28 protein-coding genes, 1 tRNA gene and 1 other annotated feature are annotated in these 22,321 nt (G+C 39.3%); of the genes, 3 read left to right on the top strand and 26 right to left on the bottom strand.

Going from position 1 to position 22,321, the window contains the following annotated elements:
- Positions 1-17 precede the first annotated feature (17 nt).
- The 4 genes from priA to gmk form a co-directional block, all read right to left on the bottom strand.
- The gene (priA, locus tag LMB57_RS06055; protein WP_229272230.1) at positions 18-2,447 is read right to left on the bottom strand and encodes a primosomal protein N'; all 2,430 of its coding nucleotides are present in this window, start codon (positions 2,445-2,447) and stop codon (positions 18-20) included.
- Positions 2,448-3,653 carry a bifunctional phosphopantothenoylcysteine decarboxylase/phosphopantothenate--cysteine ligase CoaBC gene (gene coaBC / locus LMB57_RS06050; protein WP_229278129.1) on the bottom strand — a complete coding sequence of 402 codons (1,206 nt, stop codon included), beginning with the start codon at positions 3,651-3,653 and terminating at the stop codon, positions 2,448-2,450.
- Positions 3,654-3,763: 110 nt separating this feature from the next.
- Positions 3,764-3,982 (bottom strand): DNA-directed RNA polymerase subunit omega, encoded by a 219-nt coding sequence (rpoZ, locus tag LMB57_RS06045; RefSeq protein ID WP_229272232.1) that lies wholly within the window; start codon positions 3,980-3,982, stop codon positions 3,764-3,766.
- A complete protein-coding gene (gene gmk, locus LMB57_RS06040) occupies positions 3,979-4,599 on the bottom strand; it encodes a guanylate kinase (RefSeq protein ID WP_003663856.1) in 621 nt (206 codons plus the stop codon). Before gmk ends, rpoZ begins: the two co-directional genes overlap by 4 nt.
- Positions 4,600-4,740: 141 nt before the next feature.
- Between gmk and LMB57_RS06035 the strand changes: the two genes are divergently transcribed.
- The gene (locus LMB57_RS06035) at positions 4,741-5,091 is read left to right on the top strand and encodes a hypothetical protein (RefSeq protein WP_324255229.1); all 351 of its coding nucleotides are present in this window, start codon (positions 4,741-4,743) and stop codon (positions 5,089-5,091) included.
- Positions 5,092-5,144: 53 nt separating this feature from the next.
- On the opposite strand, the gene recN is transcribed toward LMB57_RS06035, so the two are convergent.
- The 16 genes from recN to LMB57_RS05955 all read right to left on the bottom strand — a co-directional run bounded on the left by recN (position 5,145) and on the right by LMB57_RS05955 (position 16,984).
- Positions 5,145-6,824, bottom strand: coding sequence for a DNA repair protein RecN (gene recN, locus LMB57_RS06030; RefSeq protein ID WP_229272234.1), 1,680 nt, complete (start codon positions 6,822-6,824; stop codon positions 5,145-5,147).
- A gap of 15 nt (positions 6,825-6,839) precedes the next feature.
- The gene (locus LMB57_RS06025; protein ID WP_229272235.1) at positions 6,840-7,292 is read right to left on the bottom strand and encodes an arginine repressor; all 453 of its coding nucleotides are present in this window, start codon (positions 7,290-7,292) and stop codon (positions 6,840-6,842) included.
- Positions 7,293-7,310: 18 nt separating this feature from the next.
- A complete protein-coding gene (locus LMB57_RS06020; protein ID WP_019254000.1) occupies positions 7,311-8,132 on the bottom strand; it encodes a TlyA family RNA methyltransferase in 822 nt (273 codons plus the stop codon).
- Between the two features lie 11 nt (positions 8,133-8,143).
- Positions 8,144-9,016, bottom strand: coding sequence for a polyprenyl synthetase family protein (locus tag LMB57_RS06015; protein WP_229272236.1), 873 nt, complete (start codon positions 9,014-9,016; stop codon positions 8,144-8,146).
- An 18-nt stretch (positions 9,017-9,034) separates the two neighbouring features.
- Positions 9,035-9,316, bottom strand: coding sequence for an exodeoxyribonuclease VII small subunit (locus LMB57_RS06010; RefSeq protein WP_003663862.1), 282 nt, complete (start codon positions 9,314-9,316; stop codon positions 9,035-9,037).
- Position 9,317: 1 nt separating this feature from the next.
- The gene (gene xseA / locus LMB57_RS06005; protein ID WP_229272237.1) at positions 9,318-10,655 is read right to left on the bottom strand and encodes an exodeoxyribonuclease VII large subunit; all 1,338 of its coding nucleotides are present in this window, start codon (positions 10,653-10,655) and stop codon (positions 9,318-9,320) included.
- A complete protein-coding gene (locus tag LMB57_RS06000; RefSeq protein ID WP_229272238.1) occupies positions 10,648-11,508 on the bottom strand; it encodes a bifunctional 5,10-methylenetetrahydrofolate dehydrogenase/5,10-methenyltetrahydrofolate cyclohydrolase in 861 nt (286 codons plus the stop codon). Before LMB57_RS06000 ends, xseA begins: the two co-directional genes overlap by 8 nt.
- Positions 11,509-11,637: 129 nt before the next feature.
- Positions 11,638-12,054 carry a transcription antitermination factor NusB gene (nusB, locus tag LMB57_RS05995; protein WP_229272239.1) on the bottom strand — a complete coding sequence of 139 codons (417 nt, stop codon included), beginning with the start codon at positions 12,052-12,054 and terminating at the stop codon, positions 11,638-11,640.
- A 1-nt stretch (position 12,055) separates the two neighbouring features.
- Positions 12,056-12,493 carry an Asp23/Gls24 family envelope stress response protein gene (locus tag LMB57_RS05990; RefSeq protein WP_229272240.1) on the bottom strand — a complete coding sequence of 146 codons (438 nt, stop codon included), beginning with the start codon at positions 12,491-12,493 and terminating at the stop codon, positions 12,056-12,058.
- Positions 12,494-12,582: 89 nt separating this feature from the next.
- Entirely contained in the window at positions 12,583-13,257 is a 675-nt protein-coding gene (locus LMB57_RS05985; protein WP_229272241.1) for a 2'-5' RNA ligase family protein, read from the bottom strand.
- 1 nt (position 13,258) lies between these two features.
- The gene (locus LMB57_RS05980; RefSeq protein ID WP_229272242.1) at positions 13,259-14,335 is read right to left on the bottom strand and encodes a M24 family metallopeptidase; all 1,077 of its coding nucleotides are present in this window, start codon (positions 14,333-14,335) and stop codon (positions 13,259-13,261) included.
- A 12-nt stretch (positions 14,336-14,347) separates the two neighbouring features.
- Positions 14,348-15,055, bottom strand: a complete 708-nt coding sequence (locus LMB57_RS05975; protein ID WP_229272243.1) for a YggS family pyridoxal phosphate-dependent enzyme — start codon at positions 15,053-15,055, stop codon at positions 14,348-14,350.
- Positions 15,056-15,181: 126 nt separating this feature from the next.
- Positions 15,182-15,463, bottom strand: coding sequence for a 50S ribosomal protein L27 (rpmA, locus tag LMB57_RS05970; RefSeq protein WP_019252495.1), 282 nt, complete (start codon positions 15,461-15,463; stop codon positions 15,182-15,184).
- A 25-nt stretch (positions 15,464-15,488) separates the two neighbouring features.
- Complete coding sequence (locus LMB57_RS05965) at positions 15,489-15,812, bottom strand: ribosomal-processing cysteine protease Prp (protein WP_229272244.1); 324 nt, start codon at positions 15,810-15,812, stop codon at positions 15,489-15,491.
- A 15-nt stretch (positions 15,813-15,827) separates the two neighbouring features.
- A complete protein-coding gene (rplU, locus tag LMB57_RS05960; RefSeq protein WP_003664009.1) occupies positions 15,828-16,136 on the bottom strand; it encodes a 50S ribosomal protein L21 in 309 nt (102 codons plus the stop codon).
- Between the two features lie 15 nt (positions 16,137-16,151).
- Positions 16,152-16,224, bottom strand: a sequence feature (ribosomal protein L21 leader region).
- A gap of 127 nt (positions 16,225-16,351) precedes the next feature.
- Positions 16,352-16,984, bottom strand: coding sequence for a TetR/AcrR family transcriptional regulator (locus tag LMB57_RS05955; protein ID WP_229272245.1), 633 nt, complete (start codon positions 16,982-16,984; stop codon positions 16,352-16,354).
- A gap of 185 nt (positions 16,985-17,169) precedes the next feature.
- On the opposite strand from LMB57_RS05955, the gene LMB57_RS05950 reads away from it, so the two are divergent.
- Both LMB57_RS05950 and LMB57_RS09810 read left to right on the top strand, forming a co-directional pair.
- Positions 17,170-17,243, top strand: a tRNA-Arg gene (locus LMB57_RS05950).
- 216 nt (positions 17,244-17,459) lie between these two features.
- Positions 17,460-17,594 carry a hypothetical protein gene (locus LMB57_RS09810; protein WP_259409267.1) on the top strand — a complete coding sequence of 45 codons (135 nt, stop codon included), beginning with the start codon at positions 17,460-17,462 and terminating at the stop codon, positions 17,592-17,594.
- A gap of 60 nt (positions 17,595-17,654) precedes the next feature.
- On the opposite strand, the gene LMB57_RS05945 is transcribed toward LMB57_RS09810, so the two are convergent.
- The 6 genes from LMB57_RS05945 to LMB57_RS05920 all read right to left on the bottom strand — a co-directional run bounded on the left by LMB57_RS05945 (position 17,655) and on the right by LMB57_RS05920 (position 22,318).
- The gene (locus tag LMB57_RS05945; protein WP_229272246.1) at positions 17,655-18,161 is read right to left on the bottom strand and encodes a hypothetical protein; all 507 of its coding nucleotides are present in this window, start codon (positions 18,159-18,161) and stop codon (positions 17,655-17,657) included.
- Between the two features lie 29 nt (positions 18,162-18,190).
- Positions 18,191-19,228, bottom strand: a complete 1,038-nt coding sequence (locus tag LMB57_RS05940) for a hypothetical protein (RefSeq protein ID WP_229272247.1) — start codon at positions 19,226-19,228, stop codon at positions 18,191-18,193.
- On the bottom strand, positions 19,218-20,111 hold the full coding sequence (locus LMB57_RS05935; protein WP_418887476.1) for an exonuclease SbcC: 894 nt from the start codon (positions 20,109-20,111) through the stop codon (positions 19,218-19,220). The genes LMB57_RS05940 and LMB57_RS05935 overlap by 11 nt, the downstream gene beginning before the upstream one ends.
- A gap of 182 nt (positions 20,112-20,293) precedes the next feature.
- Positions 20,294-20,608: a metal-sulfur cluster assembly factor gene (locus tag LMB57_RS05930; RefSeq protein ID WP_229272249.1), complete on the bottom strand. Its 315-nt coding sequence runs from the start codon at positions 20,606-20,608 to the stop codon at positions 20,294-20,296.
- 2 nt (positions 20,609-20,610) lie between these two features.
- A complete protein-coding gene (gene msrA / locus LMB57_RS05925) occupies positions 20,611-21,138 on the bottom strand; it encodes a peptide-methionine (S)-S-oxide reductase MsrA (protein ID WP_229272250.1) in 528 nt (175 codons plus the stop codon).
- Between the two features lie 247 nt (positions 21,139-21,385).
- The gene (locus LMB57_RS05920; protein WP_229278128.1) at positions 21,386-22,318 is read right to left on the bottom strand and encodes a GH25 family lysozyme; all 933 of its coding nucleotides are present in this window, start codon (positions 22,316-22,318) and stop codon (positions 21,386-21,388) included.
- Positions 22,319-22,321 lie beyond the last annotated feature (3 nt).

The raw sequence follows: 22,321 nt of genomic DNA, 5'->3' as shown, positions 1-22,321 counted from the left end.
TAATAACATCCTTTCTTTTACATAAAATACTGTGGATCAGGATCGATACTTACTTGGACATCCTTAAAACCGCGACTTTGCGTATCTTGAAGAATATCAAACAACAACTGATGTAAGTACGGATCCTTCTTATATTTAATTACTATTTGGTAATAGTAACGACGCTTCATTCGGGCAATTGCTCGCGGAGTGGGGCCAAGAATAACCGTTGAAGATAACAACCCCTGCTTTAGGCGGCCATAGATATCTGCCATTGCCCGGGCTGCTTTAGCTTCTTCAGGATGACTGGCCATCAAACGAACGGTGTAATAGTATGGTGGGTAACTGGCTTGCCTTCGCAGCATCATTTCCTGGTTGAAGAATTTTTCATAATCATGCGTTTTAGCATCTTGAATGGCGTAATGGTCAGGGTTATACGTCTGGATAATAACTTTCCCCTGCTTATTTGCCCGACCAGCTCGACCACTAACTTGACTTAGCAAATCAAAAGTCCGTTCACTAGCACGAAAATCTGGTAAGCCTAGACCAGTATCAGCGTTTAAGACCCCTACTAAGGTAACATTAGGGAAATCAAGCCCTTTCGCAATCATCTGAGTTCCTAATAAGATATCCGCTTGGTGTTGACCGAACTGTCGCAATAATTTTGCATGCATTCCCTTCCGCCGGGTGGTATCAACATCCATGCGAATAATCCGGGCCTGAGGTAATAACTGATGTAATTCTTGTTCAACTTTCTCTGTTCCGGTCCCATAATAGCGAATCTGATGACTATGGCAATTTGGACATTCACGGGGGATTGGTTCTTCATGACCACAATAGTGACATTTCATTGTCCGCGTATCCATGTGGAGCGTCAAAGAAATATCACAATTAGGACACTTTAAAACATTTCCACAATCACGACACATCATAAAGGACGAAAATCCCCGTCGATTTAGCATTAAAATACTTTGCTCGTTCTTTAGCAGGCGGTCATTTAATTCGGTTAATAGCTTCTGAGAAAAGTTACTCTCCCCGTACTTTTTAATTTCATCCCGCATATCAACCACTTCAATTGGGGGCAGTTCCTGTTTGTTTACCCGGTGAGGAAGACGCAACAAGTGATAAACGTTTTTTACTGCTCGTGCACGACTCTCCAGACTAGGAGTAGCCGAGCCGAGAACTACAGGCGCTTGATTATATTTTCCCCGCCATTTAGCTACTTCACGCGCTTGATAACGAGGTGATTCATCTTGTTTATAACTAGATTCATGTTCTTCATCAAGAATGATGAGTCCTAAATTAGTCAACGGAGCAAAAATTGCTGAACGGGCACCCACAACCACTTGCGCTTCTCCACGTTCGATTCGTCGCCATTCATCATACCGTTCCCCGTTCGATAAACTACTATGTAAAACAGCAACCTTGGAACCAAATCGTCGCCGCACACGGTTAACAATCTGGGGCGTTAATGAAATCTCAGGCACAAGCATTAAGGCTGTTTTTCCCTGTTGGAGAGCATTAGCAATCGATTGCAAGTATACCTCTGTCTTTCCACTCCCCGTAACGCCTTGTAAGAGAAAAACTTTAGGGTTATGATTGTCGATTGCTTGATTAATCTGGTTAACGGCATTTTGTTGATCATCATTGAGATGTAAGGGGGCAGCTAAATGAGCATCATCAGGAGTGCCCTGCATAGCTAAGGGTTGTCGATATACTTCAACTGATGTTTTTTCTAGCCATCCTTTTTGTTGTCCCTGATTGAAGGTGGCTGCTTTTAAACCAGCTTTATGTTCAGCATCCTTTTGCTTAACAACTTGACTGCCAATTGATTGTAAATATGAAAGAAGGCGGTTTTGAGCATGAGCATTGGCATGAAGGGATGCACGCTCATCTTCCAGTTGTTCAAAGTTAAGTAAAGAGCGAATACCAGTGACAGTTTTAGCTTTGGCCCGGTCTTCCACTTGGTATTCAATCGTTATCTTTCCTTCTTTTTGCAGTTTGAACAATTCACTTAAAATTGCTGGTTTATCTTGTACCGCTGCCATCTCTAATTCATCTCGACCATGAAAAATATCAAAGGCAACATGTTCGTCTACTTCATCTACAATTCGAATAATTCTGGTAGTCTTAGCCTTCAATAAGTTAGGCAACATCGTATATAAGCAAGAAATCCAAAAAGAATAAGTAGTATCAGCCAACCATTTGCTAAGATTCATTAATTCAGGATTAATTACTGGTTGAAGATCCATTACCGCTTGAATTGGTTTGAGTTCGCCCTCATATTGGGATGCATTATCAAGGGCAACAACGAATCCTTGAACAGTCCGTTTTCCCTTTCCAAAAGGCACAATCACTCTCACCCCGACTTGAATTTGTTTTTCAAGCTTTGGCGGAATCTGATAAGTATATGGTTGATTTGTTTGCATTGTTGGAACATCAACAACTACCTGTGCCAACTCTGGCATTTAATCACCTGACTTTAATTTTGCATTAACTAACTCAATAATCTCGTTTGCAATTTTAGCTTTAGATTGCCGAGCTAATTTAATTGGCGTTTGATCTTTTTGTAAGATGGTCACTTGATTCTGGTCACTGCCAAATGCCCCTGTTTCCCCTGCCACACTGTTTGCAATAATCATATCCGCATTTTTGCTAGCAAGTTTACGGTTAGCATTTTCTAAGAGGTCATTTGTCTCTGCTGCAAACCCGACAACATATTGACCGGTTTGCTTCATCTTCGCAATATTCTTTAAAATATCAATAGTTTCAGTAAGCGTAATGGTAAGATGCGGGTCACCATCTTTTTTCTTAATCTTATGACCAATTGTTTCAACTGGTCGATAATCAGCAACCGCAGCCGCCATAATTAAAATATCCGCCCGCGAAAAGCGTTCTTTTAAACTGGTATATAAATCTTCAGTTGTGGTTACGCGCACAACTTCAATCGCTGGTGTTTGTGGAAGGGGAACGGTAACTTGCCCGGCAATCAAGGTCACCTTAGCTCCTGCTTGGACCGCGGCGTTGGCAAGTGCAATCCCCATTTTACCAGAGGACCGGTTACCAATAAAACGAACAGGATCAATATTTTCACGGGTTCCGCCCGCAGTAACAATCACGTGCTTGCCCTTTAAAGCTTGACTGCTAGTTAAAAAGTCCTCTATATATTGGCAGATTGCTGCTGGCTCTGGTAAACGCCCGCGGCCAGCATATCCTTCAGCTAACCTCCCATTAACTGGCGGCATAATATTGACCCCGTCTTGTTTAAGTTGAGTAATATTTCGTTGAGTTGCGGGGGCCAGCCACATATGGCTATTCATTGCTGGAACTACAATTTTAGGGGCACCAGTTGCTAATAAGGTGGTAGAAACAGCATCATCAGCTAGTCCCGTTGCCATTTTAGCGATGATATCTGCTGATGCTGGTACCACCACTGCTAATTCTGACCAATCAGCTAATTCAATATGAGGAATAGGCGTTGAATGCTCATCCCATAGGTCAGTAAGAACTGGTGCTTTCGTCAAGGCAAAGGGAGTAGCAGGAGTGACTAACTTAGTAGCGGCGTCAGTCATTCCTACGCGAACCTCATGTCCCATTTTTTGTAGGCCACGCACTACTTCGATTCCCTTGTACGCAGCGATACTGCCTGTAAGATACACTGCAATTCGTGTCATTATGTCACCTCAACTTATTTTTTCTTAATTGATTATAGCATTTTTAGAAGTAAAAAAGGGGCCAGTGACAATTCTGCCCTAGTCCCTTACTTTTGTTTATCCAACTTATTTTAATCCTGTAAGTCTTCAGTCTGATCAGGATCGATCGTAACTTTTCCAGCCAAAATCTCTTCAAGGGCTTTCCCAACTGACTTACTTGAATCATAATGTTCAAGCAATGGGGCAGCTCCTGCATCTAATTCGTTGGCACGCTTACTAGCAAGCATAACTAATGAATAACGAGAATCAATATGTTTTAATAATTCATCAACTGATGGAAAAAGGATCATTTTTCGGCATCTCCTAACATTTCAAGATAACGTGGCATTACACGGGTAACACGAAGCCGTTCAGTACGAATAATGTCTTTAATCTTCTCGACTGCATTTGGTACTTCGTCATTAACTACTGCATAATCATAGTTTTGCATCATTTGAATTTCGCCAAATGCTTTATGAATTCGTTTATTAATGACTTCCATACTATCAGTTCCCCGGTGAATCAATCGTTGTTTTAATTCATCCAAATCAGGGGGGGTTAAGAAAATAAACACGCCATCTGGGCACTTAGACCGTACTTGCATTGCTCCGTTAACTTCAATCTCAAGGAAAACATCTTTTCCTGAATCTAAGGTCTCATTAACATATTTTAATGGGGTACCATAATAGTTGTCAACATACTTAGCATATTCCAACATCCCACCAGTTTGAATTTGGTGTTCAAACTCTTCTTTACTTACAAAGAAATAATCAACACCATTAACTTCTCCAGGACGTGGTTTTCGAGTTGTCATCGAAATTGAATATTGAAAATCATTATCATTTGAATCAAAGATAGCTTTCCGAACAGTTCCCTTTCCAACCCCGGAAGGACCTGAAAGGACAATTAACATTCCACGATTTGCCATTATAACGCTCCTATTTATTTAATCGTATTAATACTATAATGCACTAGATTAGTACTGAAATCAAGCACCTGAATAACAAAAAAATCATTGAGCTTTTTGCTTGCATTTCTGAATATATGTTCGTATACTATAATCAAACGAATGTTCGGAGGCGCGATTATGCAAATTGAACAAAAGTCTATTTTTAAATTTACGCCACAAATTATTAGTCATAAGCTTCGTCACCTTTTTGAAGAAGCACCTACTGACGACCAGCAAGCAGGGTTGCTTACTCCCCAACCCGCTAAACAACGACAATTATTTTTAAAACGAGCCATCAAAGATAAGATTAAAGCAACGTTTCAGCTAATGCCAATCAACAACGATGGCTATCCCGTAAACGTTACTGGCAACATCGCCCAATTAGCGAATAGCAATCGATACCTTATTACGAATCAAAATGTGAGTTATGTTGTTAACTTTGATCAAATTAGATACATTGCGAATTTATAGTATTAGATTCGATTTAAAGAGAGTCTGGAGGTTACTTTCTCAGGCTCTCTTTTTTATTTTGCCATATTAAGTAATTCCTGGGCATGCTCTTTCGTCAGTTGAGTAATCTTTTCCCCCGATAACATTCGTGCAAGTTCTTCAACCCGATCATTTTCTTTCAATGGTGTAACTCGAGTAGTTGTCCGGTCATCATGAACAGATTTCTTAATAAGAAAATGATGTTGCGCAACCGCTGCTACTTGTGGCAGGTGGGTGATACATAAGACCTGCGAATGTTGAGCAATTAAGCGAATCTTATCAGCAATTGCTTGGGCAACTCGTCCGCTCACCCCAGTATCAACCTCATCAAAAATGATACTAGTAACGCCCTCCTTTTGCGCAAAGATTGTCTTGAGAGCCAACATTACCCGTGATAATTCACCACCAGAAGCAATCTTTGCTAATGGTCCCATCGATTCTCCCGGGTTAGTCCGGATATAAAATTCAACCTGGTCAATTCCCGTCGGTGTAAACTGTTCCCGACTTTGATTGGCAAAGTGAACTTCAAATTCTGCTTTTTCCATATAAAGCTCTTTAAGCTGCTGGTGAACTTTTTTACCGAGTTCATGAGCAGCTTTTTGTCTTACCTGACTCAATTTACGACCGGTTTCCCGAATCCTATTTTCGGCTTCTGATAATCGCTGCTCTAAATCACTGCTAGAATCAGCCGCGGCCTCCATTGAGTCGAGTTCTTTTTTGATCTTATCATAATACTTCAAAACATCTGCCAATGTATCGCCATACTTATGTTCAAGATCGCCGATAGTAGTTAACCGTTGTTCAATCTGAGCTAACCGTTCATCATCAAACTCAAGCATGTCTAATTGTTGACTAGCCTCATTTGCCACATCTTGAAGAGCGTAATAAGCATCATTAAGAGCCTTACTAAGATTATCATAAGCGTCATCAAATTCAGCAATTGCATTGATTGAGTCCATCACCGTGGCAACCTGATCTAAAACCGGCGCCTGCTCACCTTCATTAAAGGTCGTCACAGCTAGTTGAAGAGCGTTATTAATTTGTTGAAAGTGTTCCAATCGGTCACGTTCACTAATTAATTCATCTTCTTCATTTTCTTTTAGATTAGCTTCTGCAATTTCATTAACTTGGTACCGAAGCATGTCTAATCGCTGCGCCCATTGTTGTTCGTTTGCTTGCTTTTTATTTACAGCAGCCTTGAGTTTAGAATAAGCTCGATACTCTTCCTGATATTTTTGAAGTAATGGCTGGACCTCTTTAGCCGCAAATTGGTCGAGCATTCCTAAATGAGTCTCAGGCTGCATTAATTGCTGGTGCTCATTTTGTCCTTGAATGTCAACTAATCCCGCCCCGATTTGACGAAGCGTCGCCGTATTAATTAGTTGCCCATTGATCCGGATAATATTACGACCATTACGATGAATTTCTCGAGAGACAATTAAGATCCCATCTTCATGATCAATTCCTAGTGATTCAAGTAGTTTATCAAATTCAGGATCATCAGGAATTGCAAACTGGCCTTGAAGACTTAACTTTTCCTCTCCACGACGAATAAATTCCTGAGATCCACGACCACCAGCCAACAAACCAACTGCATCAATAATAATTGACTTTCCGGCACCAGTTTCCCCCGTTAGGACAGTCATTTGATCAGCAAAAGTTAAGGTTAAGTGCTTAATAATTGCTAAATTATCAATTGTCAATTCTTGTAACAAAAATTTTCACCTCGCCTAGTCGAGCATTGCGTTAAGCTTTTCTTCTAGTCTAATTGCCGCTTCTGGAGACATACAAACAACAAGGACATTCCCATCATCACCAATTGTTGTGAAAACCGTTGGAAAATCCATCTTGCGAATTAAAGTAGCTACTACCGGCCCATTCCCTGGATGAACTGTTAACGCTAAGAAACAATCATTGCGCTTTAGTTGTTCCAAACTGTCTTGAAGAGTTTGAGCTAACTGATTTTCATGTCCTTGACGATGATATGCCGGTAACCCATAACGATAACCCCCATTATCAGCAGGAATCTTTATCAGTTGCATTTCTTTAATGTCGCGCGAAATAGTCGCTTGAGTAACTGTCAATCCCATTTCACGCAGGCGCGCAACAAGATCTTCTTGCCGCTCAATGCTCTCATTAGTAATGATTTCCCGAATTTTTTGTTGTCGTTCTGCTTTTTTCATGGATTAAGTCACCTTTATTTATTCCTTATGATTCAAATCATCATCAGCGGCTGCAATAACCTTATCGATATTTACTTCTTCGGCAACAATCCCAGGATTTTCACTTAGGCGCAGGTGAACTAAAAATTCCATATTTCCTTGTCCCCCTTTAATTGGTGAATAGTCTAATCCAAGGATGTCGAAATGATCTTCCCGGGCAAAAGTCAGCACTTCTTCCAAAACGGCCCGGTGAACTTTATGATCATGAATGATCCCATTTTTGCCAACATGCTCTTTGCCCGCTTCGAATTGCGGCTTAATCAGCGCTACTACTTCACCACCCATTTTCAGGATCTGAGCCAAAGGTGGCAAGATCAAACGAAGGGAAATAAACGAAACATCAATCGAAGCAAATTCTGGTTGACCACTGGTAAAATCTGCTAACTTGCTGTAACGAAAATTGGTCTGCTCCATAACAACTACCCGGGGATCCTCCCGTAATTGCCAAACTAACTGATTAGTTCCGACATCAAGAGCGTAACTTAACTTCGCCCCGTTTTGTAACATTACATCAGTAAAGCCACCAGTTGATGAACCAATGTCTAAAACCGTCTTATCCTTAACTGAAATATCAAAAACCTTTAATGCCTTCGCTAACTTCAAGCCGCCCCGACTAACGTATGGCATTTTATGACCTTTCATGTGAAGGGTTGTAGTAATCGGAATCTTTTGTCCCGGTTTATCTAATCGTTCATTATTTTTGCCAAGAATTTCTCCTGCCATCACTGCCCGCTTTGCTTGTTCGCGAGAGTCAAACAGCCCTTGTTGGACTAACAATACATCTACACGTTCTTTTTTCATAATCCCTTTCCTTATTTAAAATATGCTAAAAAGTCATCATAACCAGCAAATGACTTACCAGTAAGCTTTTCAAGATTCTTTTGATTTTGGCTAGCAGCCGTTAAAGCTATCTGTAACTGCTCCTTTGCGCCATCTACACCGAGCAATCCTGGATAAGTATTTTTTTGCTCATCAGCATCTTTATGAACGGCTTTTCCCATCTCTTCAGTAGTACTGAGAACATCCATTAAATCATCATAGATCTGAAATGCTAACCCGTAATTTTCACCAAATGCTGCTAGCTCTTGTTTGATTTCAGCAGATTGATCCACCATAATCCCACCTGCTAAAACAGCATAGCGAATCAATTCCCCCGTTTTTTGACGGTGCAAGTATCTCAACTGGTTTAGATTTAAATGTTGGTGCTCGCCTTCAATATCCCGCGCCTGACCAGCAACCATTCCAGATGGTCCCGCGGCTTTTGCAAGTTCAAAGGTCAATTGACTTCGAATATCAGCTGGAAGGTGGTTATCAGTAACCCACTGAAAGGTTAACGTCAATAATCCATCCCCTGCCAAAGTTGCCATTCCTGCCCCAAATTTACAGTGATTAGTTGGTTTTCCGCGGCGTAGATCATCATTATCCATCGCTGGCAGGTCATCGTGGATCAATGAATATGTATGGAGCAATTCCAATGCAGAAGCTGCGCGTAACATATCATCGTTAAGCGTGCCCCCTAACATCTCGATTGTTGCAAGCGTCAATGCTGGACGCAGCCGTTTGCCCCCAGCCATTAGGGAATAGTTCATGGCATCCCTTAAAGTTGCCTGATCAACATCTGCGGCCAGTGACTTGCTGAGATAGTTTTCAATCTGTTCTTTTAAAATCGGCAATGGTGTACTCATCTTTTTCTGCTCCGTTGCTTATTGTTCATCAGCGCTACCAAATCCACGGTTACCACCGCCATTATTGCTTGGGTCATCGGTTTGTTTTTCGTAGACTTTTTCATCACCATTATCGTCAATTAAGTGACCAAGCGTTTTTTCAGCATTTGTTAGCTTCGTTTGTAATTCCTTAGAAAGCTTGATTCCTTCTTGAAACTGTTGAAGGGCTTCTTCTAGTGGCACATTTCCCTGTTCAAGGTGATTAACGATCTGTTGTAATTGTGCTAATTGTTCTTCAAATGTCGGTTTTGCTGTTGCCATCTTAGTGCTCCTTTACCTTTTTTATTTCTGCTTGAACTTCCCCGTCATCAAAATGCAGGTGAACATTTTGCCCAACCGTTAATTGACTGGCATGATTAACAACCTTTTCATCACTCGTTACATATGTATACCCCCGACTCATAATTTTAAGGGGACTCAGTGAATCTAATTGTTTAATAAGAGTCGTCACTTGTTGTTTCTTTTCATTTTGGTTGGCAAGGGAGGCTGTAACTAATTGTTTTTGCGACTGATTAACTAACTGTTCTTGTTGTTGAACCCGGTGCAGTGGAGAAGCCGCCGTTAAACGCCCGCTTAATCTTTCCACGTTCATCTGCATCTCTCGCATTTTATTTTGCGCTGCTTGACCTAACTGTTGAGTTAGTTGGTCAACCTTTTGCGCATAATTTTCGTACAGTCTTTCCGGTTGCTGAAAAATATAGCTTTGCAACTGTTTATTCAATTGTTGTCGGTCAAAATTAATTTTGGTTCGCATCGTATTTAATAAACGATTCTGGTTCTCTTTAAGCGTCAGTAACACATCGTTTAATTTTACCGGCGTTGCTAATTCAGCAGCGGCAGTTGGAGTAGCTGCGCGTTGATCGGCAACAAGGTCGGCAATTGTTGTATCTGTTTCGTGACCAACAGATGAAATCACCGGAATCTTACTATTGGCAATCGCACGGGCCACCACTTCTTCATTAAAAGGCCATAAGTCTTCCATTGATCCCCCACCACGACCGATAATAAGAGTATCAAAGTCTCCGCGGTCATTGGCACGGTTGATTTGCCTAGCAATATCAGCGGCTGCCTTATCCCCTTGGACAACAGTGGGATATAAAACAACTTGAGCAATTGGATAGCGTCGCCGAACAGTCGTATTAATATCCCGGATAACCGCCCCATCAATACTAGTAACAACTGCAATTCGTTTCGGAAACATTGGAATCTGTTTTTTAGGTAAATTAAATAGGCCTTCAGCACTCAATTTCTTTTTTAGTTGCTCAAAAGCTAAGTATAAAGATCCGAGACCATCTGGCTCCATTCGGTCAATATAAATCTGGTAGCGACCACTTTTTTCATACAAACTTACATGACCGACTACACAAACCTTCATCCCCTGTTCAGGAGTAAATTTAATTTTCCGGAATTGATGCTCAAACATTACAGCATCAATCACGGCATTATCGTCTTTTAAGCTAAAATACTGATGCTTTTGCCGTAACCGAAAATTAGAAAGCTCGCCCGTTAAATAAACCGTATGGAGGTATGGATCCCGGTCAAACTTCATTTTCAAATACTTAGTTAATTCACTAACTGTTAAATACTGGCTTCTATCCATGATGCCTCCACTGCGCTAAATCAACTGTTTGTTCCATCAAAGTTGCAATTGTCATTGGTCCTACGCCACCTGGAACAGGAGTGATTGCCTGAGCTTTTGTCTTTACCGCTTCAAAGTCAACATCCCCCGTCAATTTACCATTGCTTAAACGATTAATTCCCACATCGATTACTACTGCTCCCGGTTTTACATCTGTCGCCTTGATAAGGTTAGGCACACCAGTAGCAACAATTAAAATATCCGCTGTTTGCGTTAAAGCAGAAAGGTCGCTAGTATTTCTGCCAGCCATCGTTACAGTTGCGTTGGCATTATTTAAAAGAGCTAAAAGCGGTTTACCAACTAAAATACTCCGGCCAACAATGACCGCATTTTTTCCTTGTAAATCAATATTATATTCTGCTAACATCCGCATGATCCCACGAGGTGTACAAGCCACAGGATAATTACCATGCTGGTTAGCAAATAATTTCCCTAAGTTTCCAGGATTAAGACCGTCAACGTCCTTCGCTGGCAATATCGCATTGGTAATTACTTCTGGATCTAATTGAGGAGGAAGGGGTTGCTGCACAAGAATGGCATCAATTGTGTCATCATTATTTAATTTTTCAATTTCAGCAAGCAGCTCATCTTGGCTAACATCAGCAGGAAATTTCTTTAAAACTGAATTGATTCCTAACTTAGTAGCCTTATTATGTTTATTTCGGGTATAAATTAAGCTCGCTGCATCATCACCAGCAATCACGACTGCAATTCCCGGGATTATATTTTGTTCTTCTTTTAACTGTGCTACCAGTTTCTGGGTCTGGGCATTGATTTTTTTAGCAAGGGCCTTGCCATCAATAATTGTCGTCACAGTGATTCCTCCTCGTTAAATTTCCATTTTATATTCTACCATAATAATATTACGCTTAAGTAAAAAAGGAGTGGAATCAGAAGTTTATCACTTCATTTTTCCACCCCATAACTATTGTTACCAGTAATATTAGTTATTTGCGTTGACTTGTTTTTCAAATTTACCAAGGGCTCCATTGATAAATTTACGTGATTTATCACTGCTGAATGTTTTCGTAAGTTCTAGCGCTTCGTTAATTGCTACTACTGTTGGAACATTTTCAGCATATTGAATTTCAAATAAAGCAAGTCGTAAAATCACTAAATCCGGCTTTGCTAAACGATTGATGGTCCATCCGCTTGCGAGAAGACCATTGATTTGTTCATCAAGCTGATCTTGATGTTCCCGCACCCCATTTACCAAAGTCAATAAATAAGGGGGAATTTGCTTTTTATCATGATGAGGAATTGCTTCATACACAGTTTGAATATCAGCTTCAGGATCTGATTGCAAAGCAAAGAGAACTTGGAAAGCCTCCTCACGAATCATATGTCGGTTCAAACTCATTTTATTCACCAGCCTCGTCATTAAGATGTTCGCCAAACAAGTTATTAGGGTCTACTTGTTGGTCTTCTTTAGATGTTACAATTCCCTTAATATGTACATTAACTTCTTTTACTTTTAGGTCAGTCATTAATGTAATTTGTTGTTTAACCTTATCTTGAATCATTGCCGCTACTTTTGGAACAGAGACACCATATTCAACATAAACATCCACATCAAGTGATAATTTTTCATCATTGCTGGAAAGCTTTACTCCACGCCGGCGATCAGAGCGTCCCAAAAGTTCACTTACGCTATTTGCAAATGAACCATACATCTTTGAAACACCATCGATTTCACTTGCGGCAATCCCCGCAATAATTTCTAAAACTCGTGGCGAAATTTGAATTGTCCCAAGTGACTTGTCTTCACTACTTAAAACAATCTTTGATTCTTCAGCCATCGTCAGCCCTCCAATTTATTTCTTCTCTTAATTATAGTAATCATTTCTATTCTGCACTATGTTCGCACAAATTGCAACAACTTGGTCAATTAGGAACGTAGCGATAATTTAGAAATTAACCGCGAATTATGATTATACCAATCATGAACAACTAAATCGAGACTAGATGTGGTAAATTGCCCGAAATTAATTGATTTAAATTCTTCTAACGTCTTCAAGAAACGGTCTGCCTGTTGAAAAGGATTAGTATACCGGACAACCGTTATATATCCTGAAATTGTTGGATATCGTTCTTTTAGTAATAAATCATGTAACGGTAGTTCTTTTCTAAGTGCATGCCGTAAAGTTGATAATTCTGCTGAATAATACCCTTTCACAAGAAGTGCTCCTGAACTAGTGATCATTCCTGCTAAATGCCAGTGAATCGGCCCAATTTGTGAAATAATTTCTCCTACTGCATTTTTATATTTTTCCTCTTCAAATGCCGAAAGGGAAAAATCAGAGCTGGCTGCAATAAGGTCAATAATCGTAATATGCAAGTCAGCCGGAGGATAGAAGTATTGCTTAGGTTCAATCGCAGCCAATTTTTGCAAGCAAAACATAATATTCCGGCTAGCATGCGCAGGAAGTGAGGCAGTAAGCGTCAGTCCTCGCCGCATATCTTTATCAAAATTTCTTAAGTTACTATCTAACTGTTCTTGATGATTTTTAATTGCCGAAATCCCTTGTTGATTAATATTATTATACAGAGTAGCAAGTTGCATATTATTTTCCCGCGATTATCAGGTCAGTGGGTGCCTTTGTCAGTACCTCAACTCCACCATGAGTAACCAAGATATCATCTTCTATCCGGACCCCGCCAATTTCCGGAATATAGATACCAGGTTCAACAGTGATAACTTCATTGTTTCGCAATTTAATATTTTGAGCAGCAGGACCATAGCTAGCAGGTAATTCGTGAACCGATAAACCTATTCCATGCCCCATTCCATGGTTGAATTCATCTCCATAACCTGCTGTTTCGATTATTTGTCGTCCTGCAAAGTCGAGTTGATCTCCTCGTTGGCCAACATGAGCAGCTTGGATTACAGCTTCACGGGCCTCATTGACAATTTGGTAAACATCACGTAATTCTGGATCAATTGAACCAACGGCAAAGGTTCTGGTTATATCTGCCGTATAGCCATTAAGGTAGTAGCCGAAGTCAACAGTAACAATATCCCCGTCTTCAATCACTTTTTTTGAAGCGGTAGCATGCGGTTTGGCCGCATTTTTACCACTAGCAATAATTGTTGGAAAAGAGGCCCCACTTGCCCCATGTTCCTTCATCCAAAAATCAAGCAAGTTCACAACATGGCGCTCGGTCATCCCAGCGTGAACATTTTCTAAAAGGTACTGGTATCCTGCTGAATGTAAGTCTGCAGAAGCACGCAAGGCATTTACTTCATCACTATCTTTAATCATTCGCATCCGCTCAATTTGTTGGTGGAAAGGAACAAGATCTGTCGCCATCTGCTCATCAAGCATATCAAATAAGGCATAAGTAACTGTATCTTCATATCCAAGGACGGTCACTTTCATCCCCTGACATATTTTATTAAGCGAACCGTAATAGTCACGGGTAATCATTCCCACAACCTCATCGTTTTCAAATTCTTCTAATGCAAGTTGGTACCGGTCATCAGTAATAAGAATCGCATTATCTTTTGTTACTAAGAGGCATCCATCGCCTTCCATAAGGTTAAAACCAGTAAGGTAATAAATGTTTTTTTCATCCGTTACCAAAAATGCATCGATATATAATTTTTCAAATTTCTTCTGTAGACGTTTAATTCTAGACATAGCACATTTCCTTTAATACTGTCGGTTAGAGTAATCACGAGGGCCAAAGATAGCTGTCCCAACCCGCACACAGGTTGATCCTTCTTCTACCGCTATCTCATAATCATGGGTCATCCCCATACTAAGAACATCCAATTTTAATTGATCATTTTGGTTGTTCATTTCATCGCGCAATTCACGTAGTCGGCGAAAAATCGGCCGTGTTTTTTCTGGGTCATCATAATAGGGAGCACTAGTCATTAATCCCCGCAACTTTACATGTGACAATTGAAGACTGGCCTCAGCTAATTCCATGCAATCTTGCAAAGTTGGCTTAACCCCAAATTTACTCTCTTCTTCTCCAACATTAACTTCAATTAGAATTGGAATTATTCGATCGTGCTTTTTCCCTTCTTTTTCGATCGTATTCATTAGCTTAAGGGAGTCAACCGATTGAATCATTGTAACGTAATCAGCAATGTATTTAACCTTATTACGTTGAAGGTGGCCAATCATATACCAGTTAATGTCTGCTGGTAATTCATCATGTTTTTTAGCTAATTCTTGAACGTAATTTTCACCAAAATTATTCCATCCTGCTTTGTAAAGCTCTGCAATATCGGCTGCTGGATGATTTTTGCTAACTGGTAACAGTTGAACGTCTTGAGGATCTCGACCACTGCGCTTACATGCAGCAATAATCTTTCCCTGAACTTCTTTAGCTTTATCAACAATCGTCATTAAACCTTATGCTCCCTTCAATTGTGGGTTAATTATATTCTTACATTATAGATTAACACATAACGAAAAATTATTTTAAAAAATAAAAAGACTACTATTTCATGTAGAAAAGCAGTCTTTTTATAATTATTCAGCGATTGGGTAAACTGATACCTTACGCTTACTGCGGCCCATGCGTTCAAATTTAACAACACCAGCTACCTTAGCGTATAATGTATCGTCTCCACCACGACCCACGTTTTCACCTGGGTTGATGTGAGTACCACGTTGACGGTAGATGATTGATCCAGCAGTTACGATTGAACCATCAGCAGCCTTAGTACCAAGACGACGACCAGCTGAGTTCCGACCGTTAGCAGTGGAACCACCCCCCTTGTGGTGGGAGAAGAATTGCAAATCCATAATCATAGTTGTTCACCTCCAGCAATGAACTTTAATCAAACATTTTTACTTCAATGTTTTGTGGATAGCTTTCTTGGATATCACATAATCCATTTAAAAAAGTTTTAAGAAGGATCTGACTATCATGACCAAGATCTAATCCTGTAACTTCAAGAAAACCACCATTATCATTATCTCGTTTAAGGTGAGGCTTTGTATGAACAACTTGTTCAAGCCCATTCACCGTTGAAATAGATAATGCAGAAACTGCGGCACAAACAAGATCCTGCCCATATGGACCAGAGTCAGCATGCCCAGTCATTTTAAAAGAAGTGATCCGCTGATTCGAATCTAAAGTAAACTGTGCTCGAATCATGATCTCACCTCCACATTAAGCATTGATCTTGTTGATAGTAACCTTAGTGTAAGGTTGACGGTGACCTTGCTTAGTGTGAGTGTGCTTCTTAGGCTTGTACTTAAAGGTAACAACCTTCTTTTCCTTACCTTGCTTGTCAACAGTACCTTCAACAGAAGCACCGTCAACTACAGGAGTACCGATCTTAGTGTCGTCTCCACCGACAAAGATAACTTGATCGAAAGTTACCTTGTCACCTTCCTTAGCATCAAGCTTTTCAACATAGATAGAAGCACCTTCTTCTACCTTGTATTGCTTACCACCAGTAACGATAATTGCGTACATACTTTGTGCACCTCCTTAATATCTCAGACTCGCCGTACTAAGCAGCTAAATAAGCTTTAGACTTAATAACGTGCGGTTGTAGTTGTTGGTTCACAAATACAACGTTTGTATAATATCAAATATTATTTTCTTCGTCAACCGTAATCTCCACTTTTGTAACAAAAAAGAGACTCTGAAAAGATAATTTTTCAAAGCCTCTTTATCTATAGTAGCTATTAAATCTTTTCTAATGTTCCTTCTAATTCACCATCAAAAAAATTAACCAAAGAAACATTCTCGCTACTAAACTGATCCAACATTTTTGCCACGCTTTGTGTCATGTAACGCGGAGTATAAATCATGCCATCTTCTAGCCATCGACTTATCAAGCCAAGAAATGCTGAATCAATAAAGGAAATCTGCAAATTAAGCGGGACCTTCAACTGTTGGTTCTTATTCACTTGCTCATTAAAGTGAGTCATCTCATTTGCTAACCGATTGTAAAGTTGTTCATAAAAGAAGTTATTCTTTTCATTATTTAATAGAACATCAAAAATATCGGCGTTATTTTCGATATACTGAAACGCTTTGCGGAGTGAAAACACCTTTACCGTCCGTTCTTTCGAAAAATTACTATCGATCATTACTTGGTTGAAGAAATCGTCAATAATCTCTTGGATTGCTGACTGAATAAAATCTTGTTTATCCTTATAGTGAAGATAGAAAGTTCCTCGGGTGATGTTGGCAGTTTCAGTAATCTTTTGGACGCTAATATCTTCAAGCTTTTCACGTCTCATCAGATATACAAGAGCTTTGCGCAGACTATTACGTGTTTTAATTACACGTGGGTCTGTCTTATTAGCAGCCATTTAATCATCATCCTTCCATCATACAGCTTAAGTCCTTTCTACTTTCGTACTTCTACTATTTTAAAGTATAGTTATCATGAAAGCGGTTTGTCAACGAAAGCGCAACTTTTATCTTAATAAAATAATTATATTAGATTATTACCATTGACAACTTTGTAGTGAAAATTATATACTTAAATCTGTTTGGAGCGGTAGCTCAACTGGATAGAGCATCGGTCTTCTAAACCGAGGGTTGCGAGTTCAAGTCTCGCCCGCTCCATATAAACGGTATTTATAAAAAGAGGATAGGGAAACGTTTTTGTTTCCTATCCTCTTTTTCAGTTACTCTCATTGTAAACTTACAGAGAATTTTCTAATTTTTCATTTTCATTTTTTAAGTATTTCTTAAATGCACTCGCATATGTTACAATTTTGTTGCAAAAATAAATGTTTTTCATAATAATGAATATAGAGATTGCTTTTTGAGGTGATTATTATGCTACCATTTTTTATTATTGTTTTAATTTTGGTTGCGTCGGTAATTGGTGAATTTATGTTTGGCAGTCTTAGTAACCAAGAAACTGGAAAACATAGTGCAACTACCAATCGCTTACGAGATCGAAAAGCTTAATCTTATATTCCGTTCAACACAAGAGGCCGAGGGTTTTCCTCGGCCTCTTGCTTTTTTATTCTAATGTTGGTTAATCATTGCTTGGTAAGCATCGGAAATTTGATCAGGTGTTAACTTCCAATCACTAATGCCCATTTTTAGCAAAAGATGCCAAGCATGCCTAAAGCTTTCCTGTTGATGATTAAAATAGGCATCACTCAAGAAGTGTTTAATTGCTAGATACGATTTATTAAGGTCTGCTAACTTTGTAGAGCTTTTCGCATTCGTAATTCGTTGCCAGGCTTGATCATCTAGCACAACCAGATGCGTCCATTGCATCTTTGCACTATACAATAAAAGTAGAGCTACCGATTCAACATACGATTTTAGCAAATCTTCTCTGTCTACTTCTCTAGGATTAATTACCTTATACCACCCTGCTGCTTCAGCCATATTTGATAAAGAAATATCAAGGTCAACAAAAATTGTTTGCTTTCTAGCTTCCGGCCCAATCATTAATTCCTTTTCATCATCAATTTTTAATTCTAAATCGATAATTTGGTGAAGCATTTTAGTAATATCTAACATTGCTGTGCCTCCACAATAAAATCTGTTGCTTATTCTTCCTCATTAGGAGTTGAATCTTCTGATGGTTCAGTAGAAGAAGTAGAAGATACTTCATCTAATGATTCATCTTCTGCTACCTCTGTTGTCGCTGGTGGTTCTTCATCAACAATCTCCATATGATCTGTTCTCACGGCCAGGGCAGAACGGTTGGCTAAATACCACTCGCGAACTAGGTCATAGTGAAGCAATACATCAAAGAATGAAATTTGCTCATCCGAATCTTTAACCAAGAAAGCCCACTCTTGACTATAATCGTCCGGGTCAAAAGCAATGTCAAGTTTTGTACCCTGATCTAATAGTAATTCAGCTCCATTATTCCGTGGCAAATTCATCAACATGTAATCTTCATCAGCCGTAGCAACAAATAAACGATCAATTACTGTCAGTGGGAGTTCAGGCTTATTCAACATAAAGCGGCGATCATTTGCAGTTGCTAAAATACCTAGATCAATCGTGAAATCAAGATCTTTTTGCAAGTATTTAGCAAAATCAATCAGAGGTTTAACCGCATCACGTAATTCAAGATCAGTATGCTGTTTAAGCGCATAAACGATAAAATAATTTACTAATGCGCGATTATTAAATTGCATTAATTTATCTTCTAAACTCAGGTAGAAAAGTGGTTCGTGCTGACTTTGCTCTGTAAAAGCCGCTTCTCCTCGACTATCAACTTCAAATTTAAAAACAGCTTCACTCCCAATAGCCGCAACAGTCGCTTCAAATTCATGATTTAATTCATTTTCTGCAACGTTAACAGCTGTATCACCATGCATTTTTAATAGGCGATCCATAAAAATCAGATAATAGTCAGCCGCTTTATAATGTGGTGGAAAATCAATAAATGCATTCGCCAAGTCCATTTTTGCTAGTTTATTAGTAGCTGATAATAAATTCTTAGCATCCTTGGTCTGAGCTAACTGGTCTAAGAGGTCAACATACCTTTGTCCAAGACTTAAGACATCTTTAAATGAATCAGAAAGAGCCTGGACTCGTTCACTAGGAGAAGTCACGATTCGATTATTGCTCATCGTCGTCCACCTGCTTTCCTTCTGATTCATTTAAACTAGCTAAATAATTAGCATATAAATTGCGATTAGCTAATTCAAAATCTTCAAAGCTGCCAAAAGTATCGATAATACTCTTTTGTTCATAGCTTAAAATCGTATTTTCTTTTGATAAGGATAGGACAACACGTTCATTATCCTTAATAGTTTGGGCTGCATTACGAGCTTCTTCTTCTTGGTCCTCTAACTTTTGTAGTTGTTCAACCAGTTCTTGACGACTTTCCTTGTTACGACTTGATTCCCAAATCCCAGATCGTGAACTAATTTCTTTTAATTGTTCTTGAAGAGCTTCTTTACGTTCCTCGCGTTCTCGTTGATGATCAATCAAATCTTGGAGGCGATCATTTTCACTAGAAATTTTACTAATCCGGTCACTATTGTAACGTTTATTGTCACGTGCCATTTCAAACGCTGTCCGTAATTTATTATATTCTGTTTGGTCAAAAGAAAAGCGGACATTTAAAACGTCTAGCTCACCAAATTGACGCCGATCCCACCAGTTACCAAAATAAATCCGATAGTGGCCAGTTTGGTATTCTTCATAATAAAAGAACGGATAGGTTTTGCCCAAATATTTAATTAAGTTTTCACTAAGGTAATTACTTAATTGATCGGCTAAATCATCGACTAGGTTCATTACACCTTTATCATTTGGTTGTTGTTCTCGATGTTCAATCTCTTTAGCATAGCGCTGGTTATCTAATAATTGGTAGATTTCCCGATCGCGATGGTTTGAAATTGCATCATTAAAGCGTCGCAAATACTTTATCTTTGTAATAATTTGTTGATTGATGACTTGAGTAACATCAAGTGAATCACTATTAGTTTTTACACTCGCCATAAACATGCTCCTTGTCTAAATAACTACCTATTATAATAAATAACTTTACTACCTTTTTTCCACTCTTTTTAAATTTTTTTCAAAAACTTTATATTTTTAGCACGGTTCTAGTTTTTCAAAGGCAAAAATAAAAGACCTTTCGTTAATGAAAAGCCTTTATTTTATCCCCTTATCCAAATACTTAAATATCAATGAACTCCTAATGATAATTTAGCAAAGCGGCTCATCCGATCAATCGTCCAAGCAGGTTCCCAGATAAATTCCACATCAACATTTTTTACCTCCGGAACTTCTTTTACTGCTTTAATCACCATATCAGCCAATACATTTGTTAATGGGCATCCCATTGTCGTTAGCGTCATTTCAATCAAACATATTCCATCATTATCGAGATCAATTGTATAAACGAGTCCTAAATTAACAATATCGATATGAAGTTCAGGATCAATAACTGTTGCTAATCGTTGAACAATATCGTCCTTAATTGATTGTTTGTCTCTCATAATTAATTGTTTTTCCAATACCGATCAATAAACTGTTGACGTCCGCCCGCTTCTTCTAGAGCAAAACGTTGCGGATCTTTCTTATAAAAGTCCTGATGATAGTCTTCTGCGAGATAGAAAGGTTGTGCATCCTCAATTGTAGTTACAATCTTTGCATCGCCAAAACGGCCGCTTTCCTGTAAAGCCTTTTTCGATTCCTCTGCAATTTTACGCTGCTCATCATTTTTAACGAAAATTACAGGACGATAATTATCTCCCCGATCCTGGAATTGACCACTTGCATCAGTCGGATCAGTTTGGTGCCAATAAATCTCTACTAAGTCTTTGTATGAAATTTTATCAGGATCAAAAGTAATCTTTACTGCTTCTGTATGGCCTGTTGTTCCAGAACATACCTGCTCATAGGTTGGATTGACAACATGGCCACCAGTGTAACCCGATTCAACTTTCTCAATTCCCGGATAAGTATCAAACGGCTGGACCATGCACCAAAAGCAACCACCTGCAAATATCGCTGTGTCTAAACTCATATATATCAACCTTTCTTTAAGTCTATAAAGGGATTAAGGCATTTGCATTTAATTTAATTTTCCGAGAAAATATCGAGAAAATCCGAGAAAATTAATTAATGTTGCCCCCTCAATGCCCCCTGTACAAATCAACGGTACCTCAGTTAAGAGATACCGTTTTATTTTAAACCACTTATTAATTTGCATTATAACACAAAAAAGCCCTAGCGGTTATTGCATAATCAGCAACAATCACTAGGACTAATCTTTATTCAAATTTACCGTAAGCTTCATTAGTGTTAGCGTCGCGGACGGCAACGTAACCATATTGACCATTGCCGCGTGGCTGACGAGCATAAACAAATCCGTTTGTTCGTGCCCAGGCATCGTATTTAACGACATCCCCAGCATTTAGTACGGTAATTACGGTGCTTGATGGCGTAGCTCCCCAACGTAAGTGAAGTTGGTTACCATCTTCAACAGTAAATTTACCATTTTCAGCGTGCCAAATAACGCCAAGTGAATCTTTCCAAGTCGTTTGGATTGGAGCATTAACTACTTTGTTATCAATTGGCTTTACTTCCGGCTGAGCAGTGTGAGTAATACCACTGTCACCTTTAGCAAGTGCCATCCAACCATTAGCATCAAGATAGAAGATTGAACGGTCTTTAGTGTTACCAGTAAATTGCCAACCAGTAAGATTCTTCCAAGGAGCAAATCCATAGCTTAATAAGAATGGCGGAATATCCCATGAGTTGTTATACCAAGGATAGCCGGCACCCCATAAGCCACATGTATTCGCACAATTTGCAACTTGGTAGACTGCCGAGAATTGAACATAAATAATCGGCCATACTCCAGTTAAGCGGTGGACTTCATCAACAAATCGCCGTGACCAGTTTGTATCGCCCCAAGCAGCATTTTGTCCTTTCTCCCAGTCTAAGCCAAGAATTGCCTCTCCAACGTACCCTTTAACGTTGTTATAAAAATATTGAGCTTCTGCAACTGGGTCGCCACCTGCAGCATAGTGATATACACCTAGCAATTTACCATTGCGTTTGGCTGTTTGATAATCAATATCAGCAAACGGGTTAATGTATCCAGTCCCTTGGGTTGCTTTAACAATTACTGCATCAGCATCGGTTGCCTGTGCATAAGAGCGAGGAGAACCAGAATAAACGTCTACTACTTTTAATGTCATAAG

The sequence above is a fragment of the Limosilactobacillus secundus genome (genome assembly GCF_020784695.1).
Taxonomy (GTDB): Bacteria; Bacillota; Bacilli; order Lactobacillales; family Lactobacillaceae; genus Limosilactobacillus; species Limosilactobacillus reuteri_F.
Note: the sequence above shows the minus strand (reverse complement) of the source record. Positions and strands in the feature narration are given on the sequence as shown.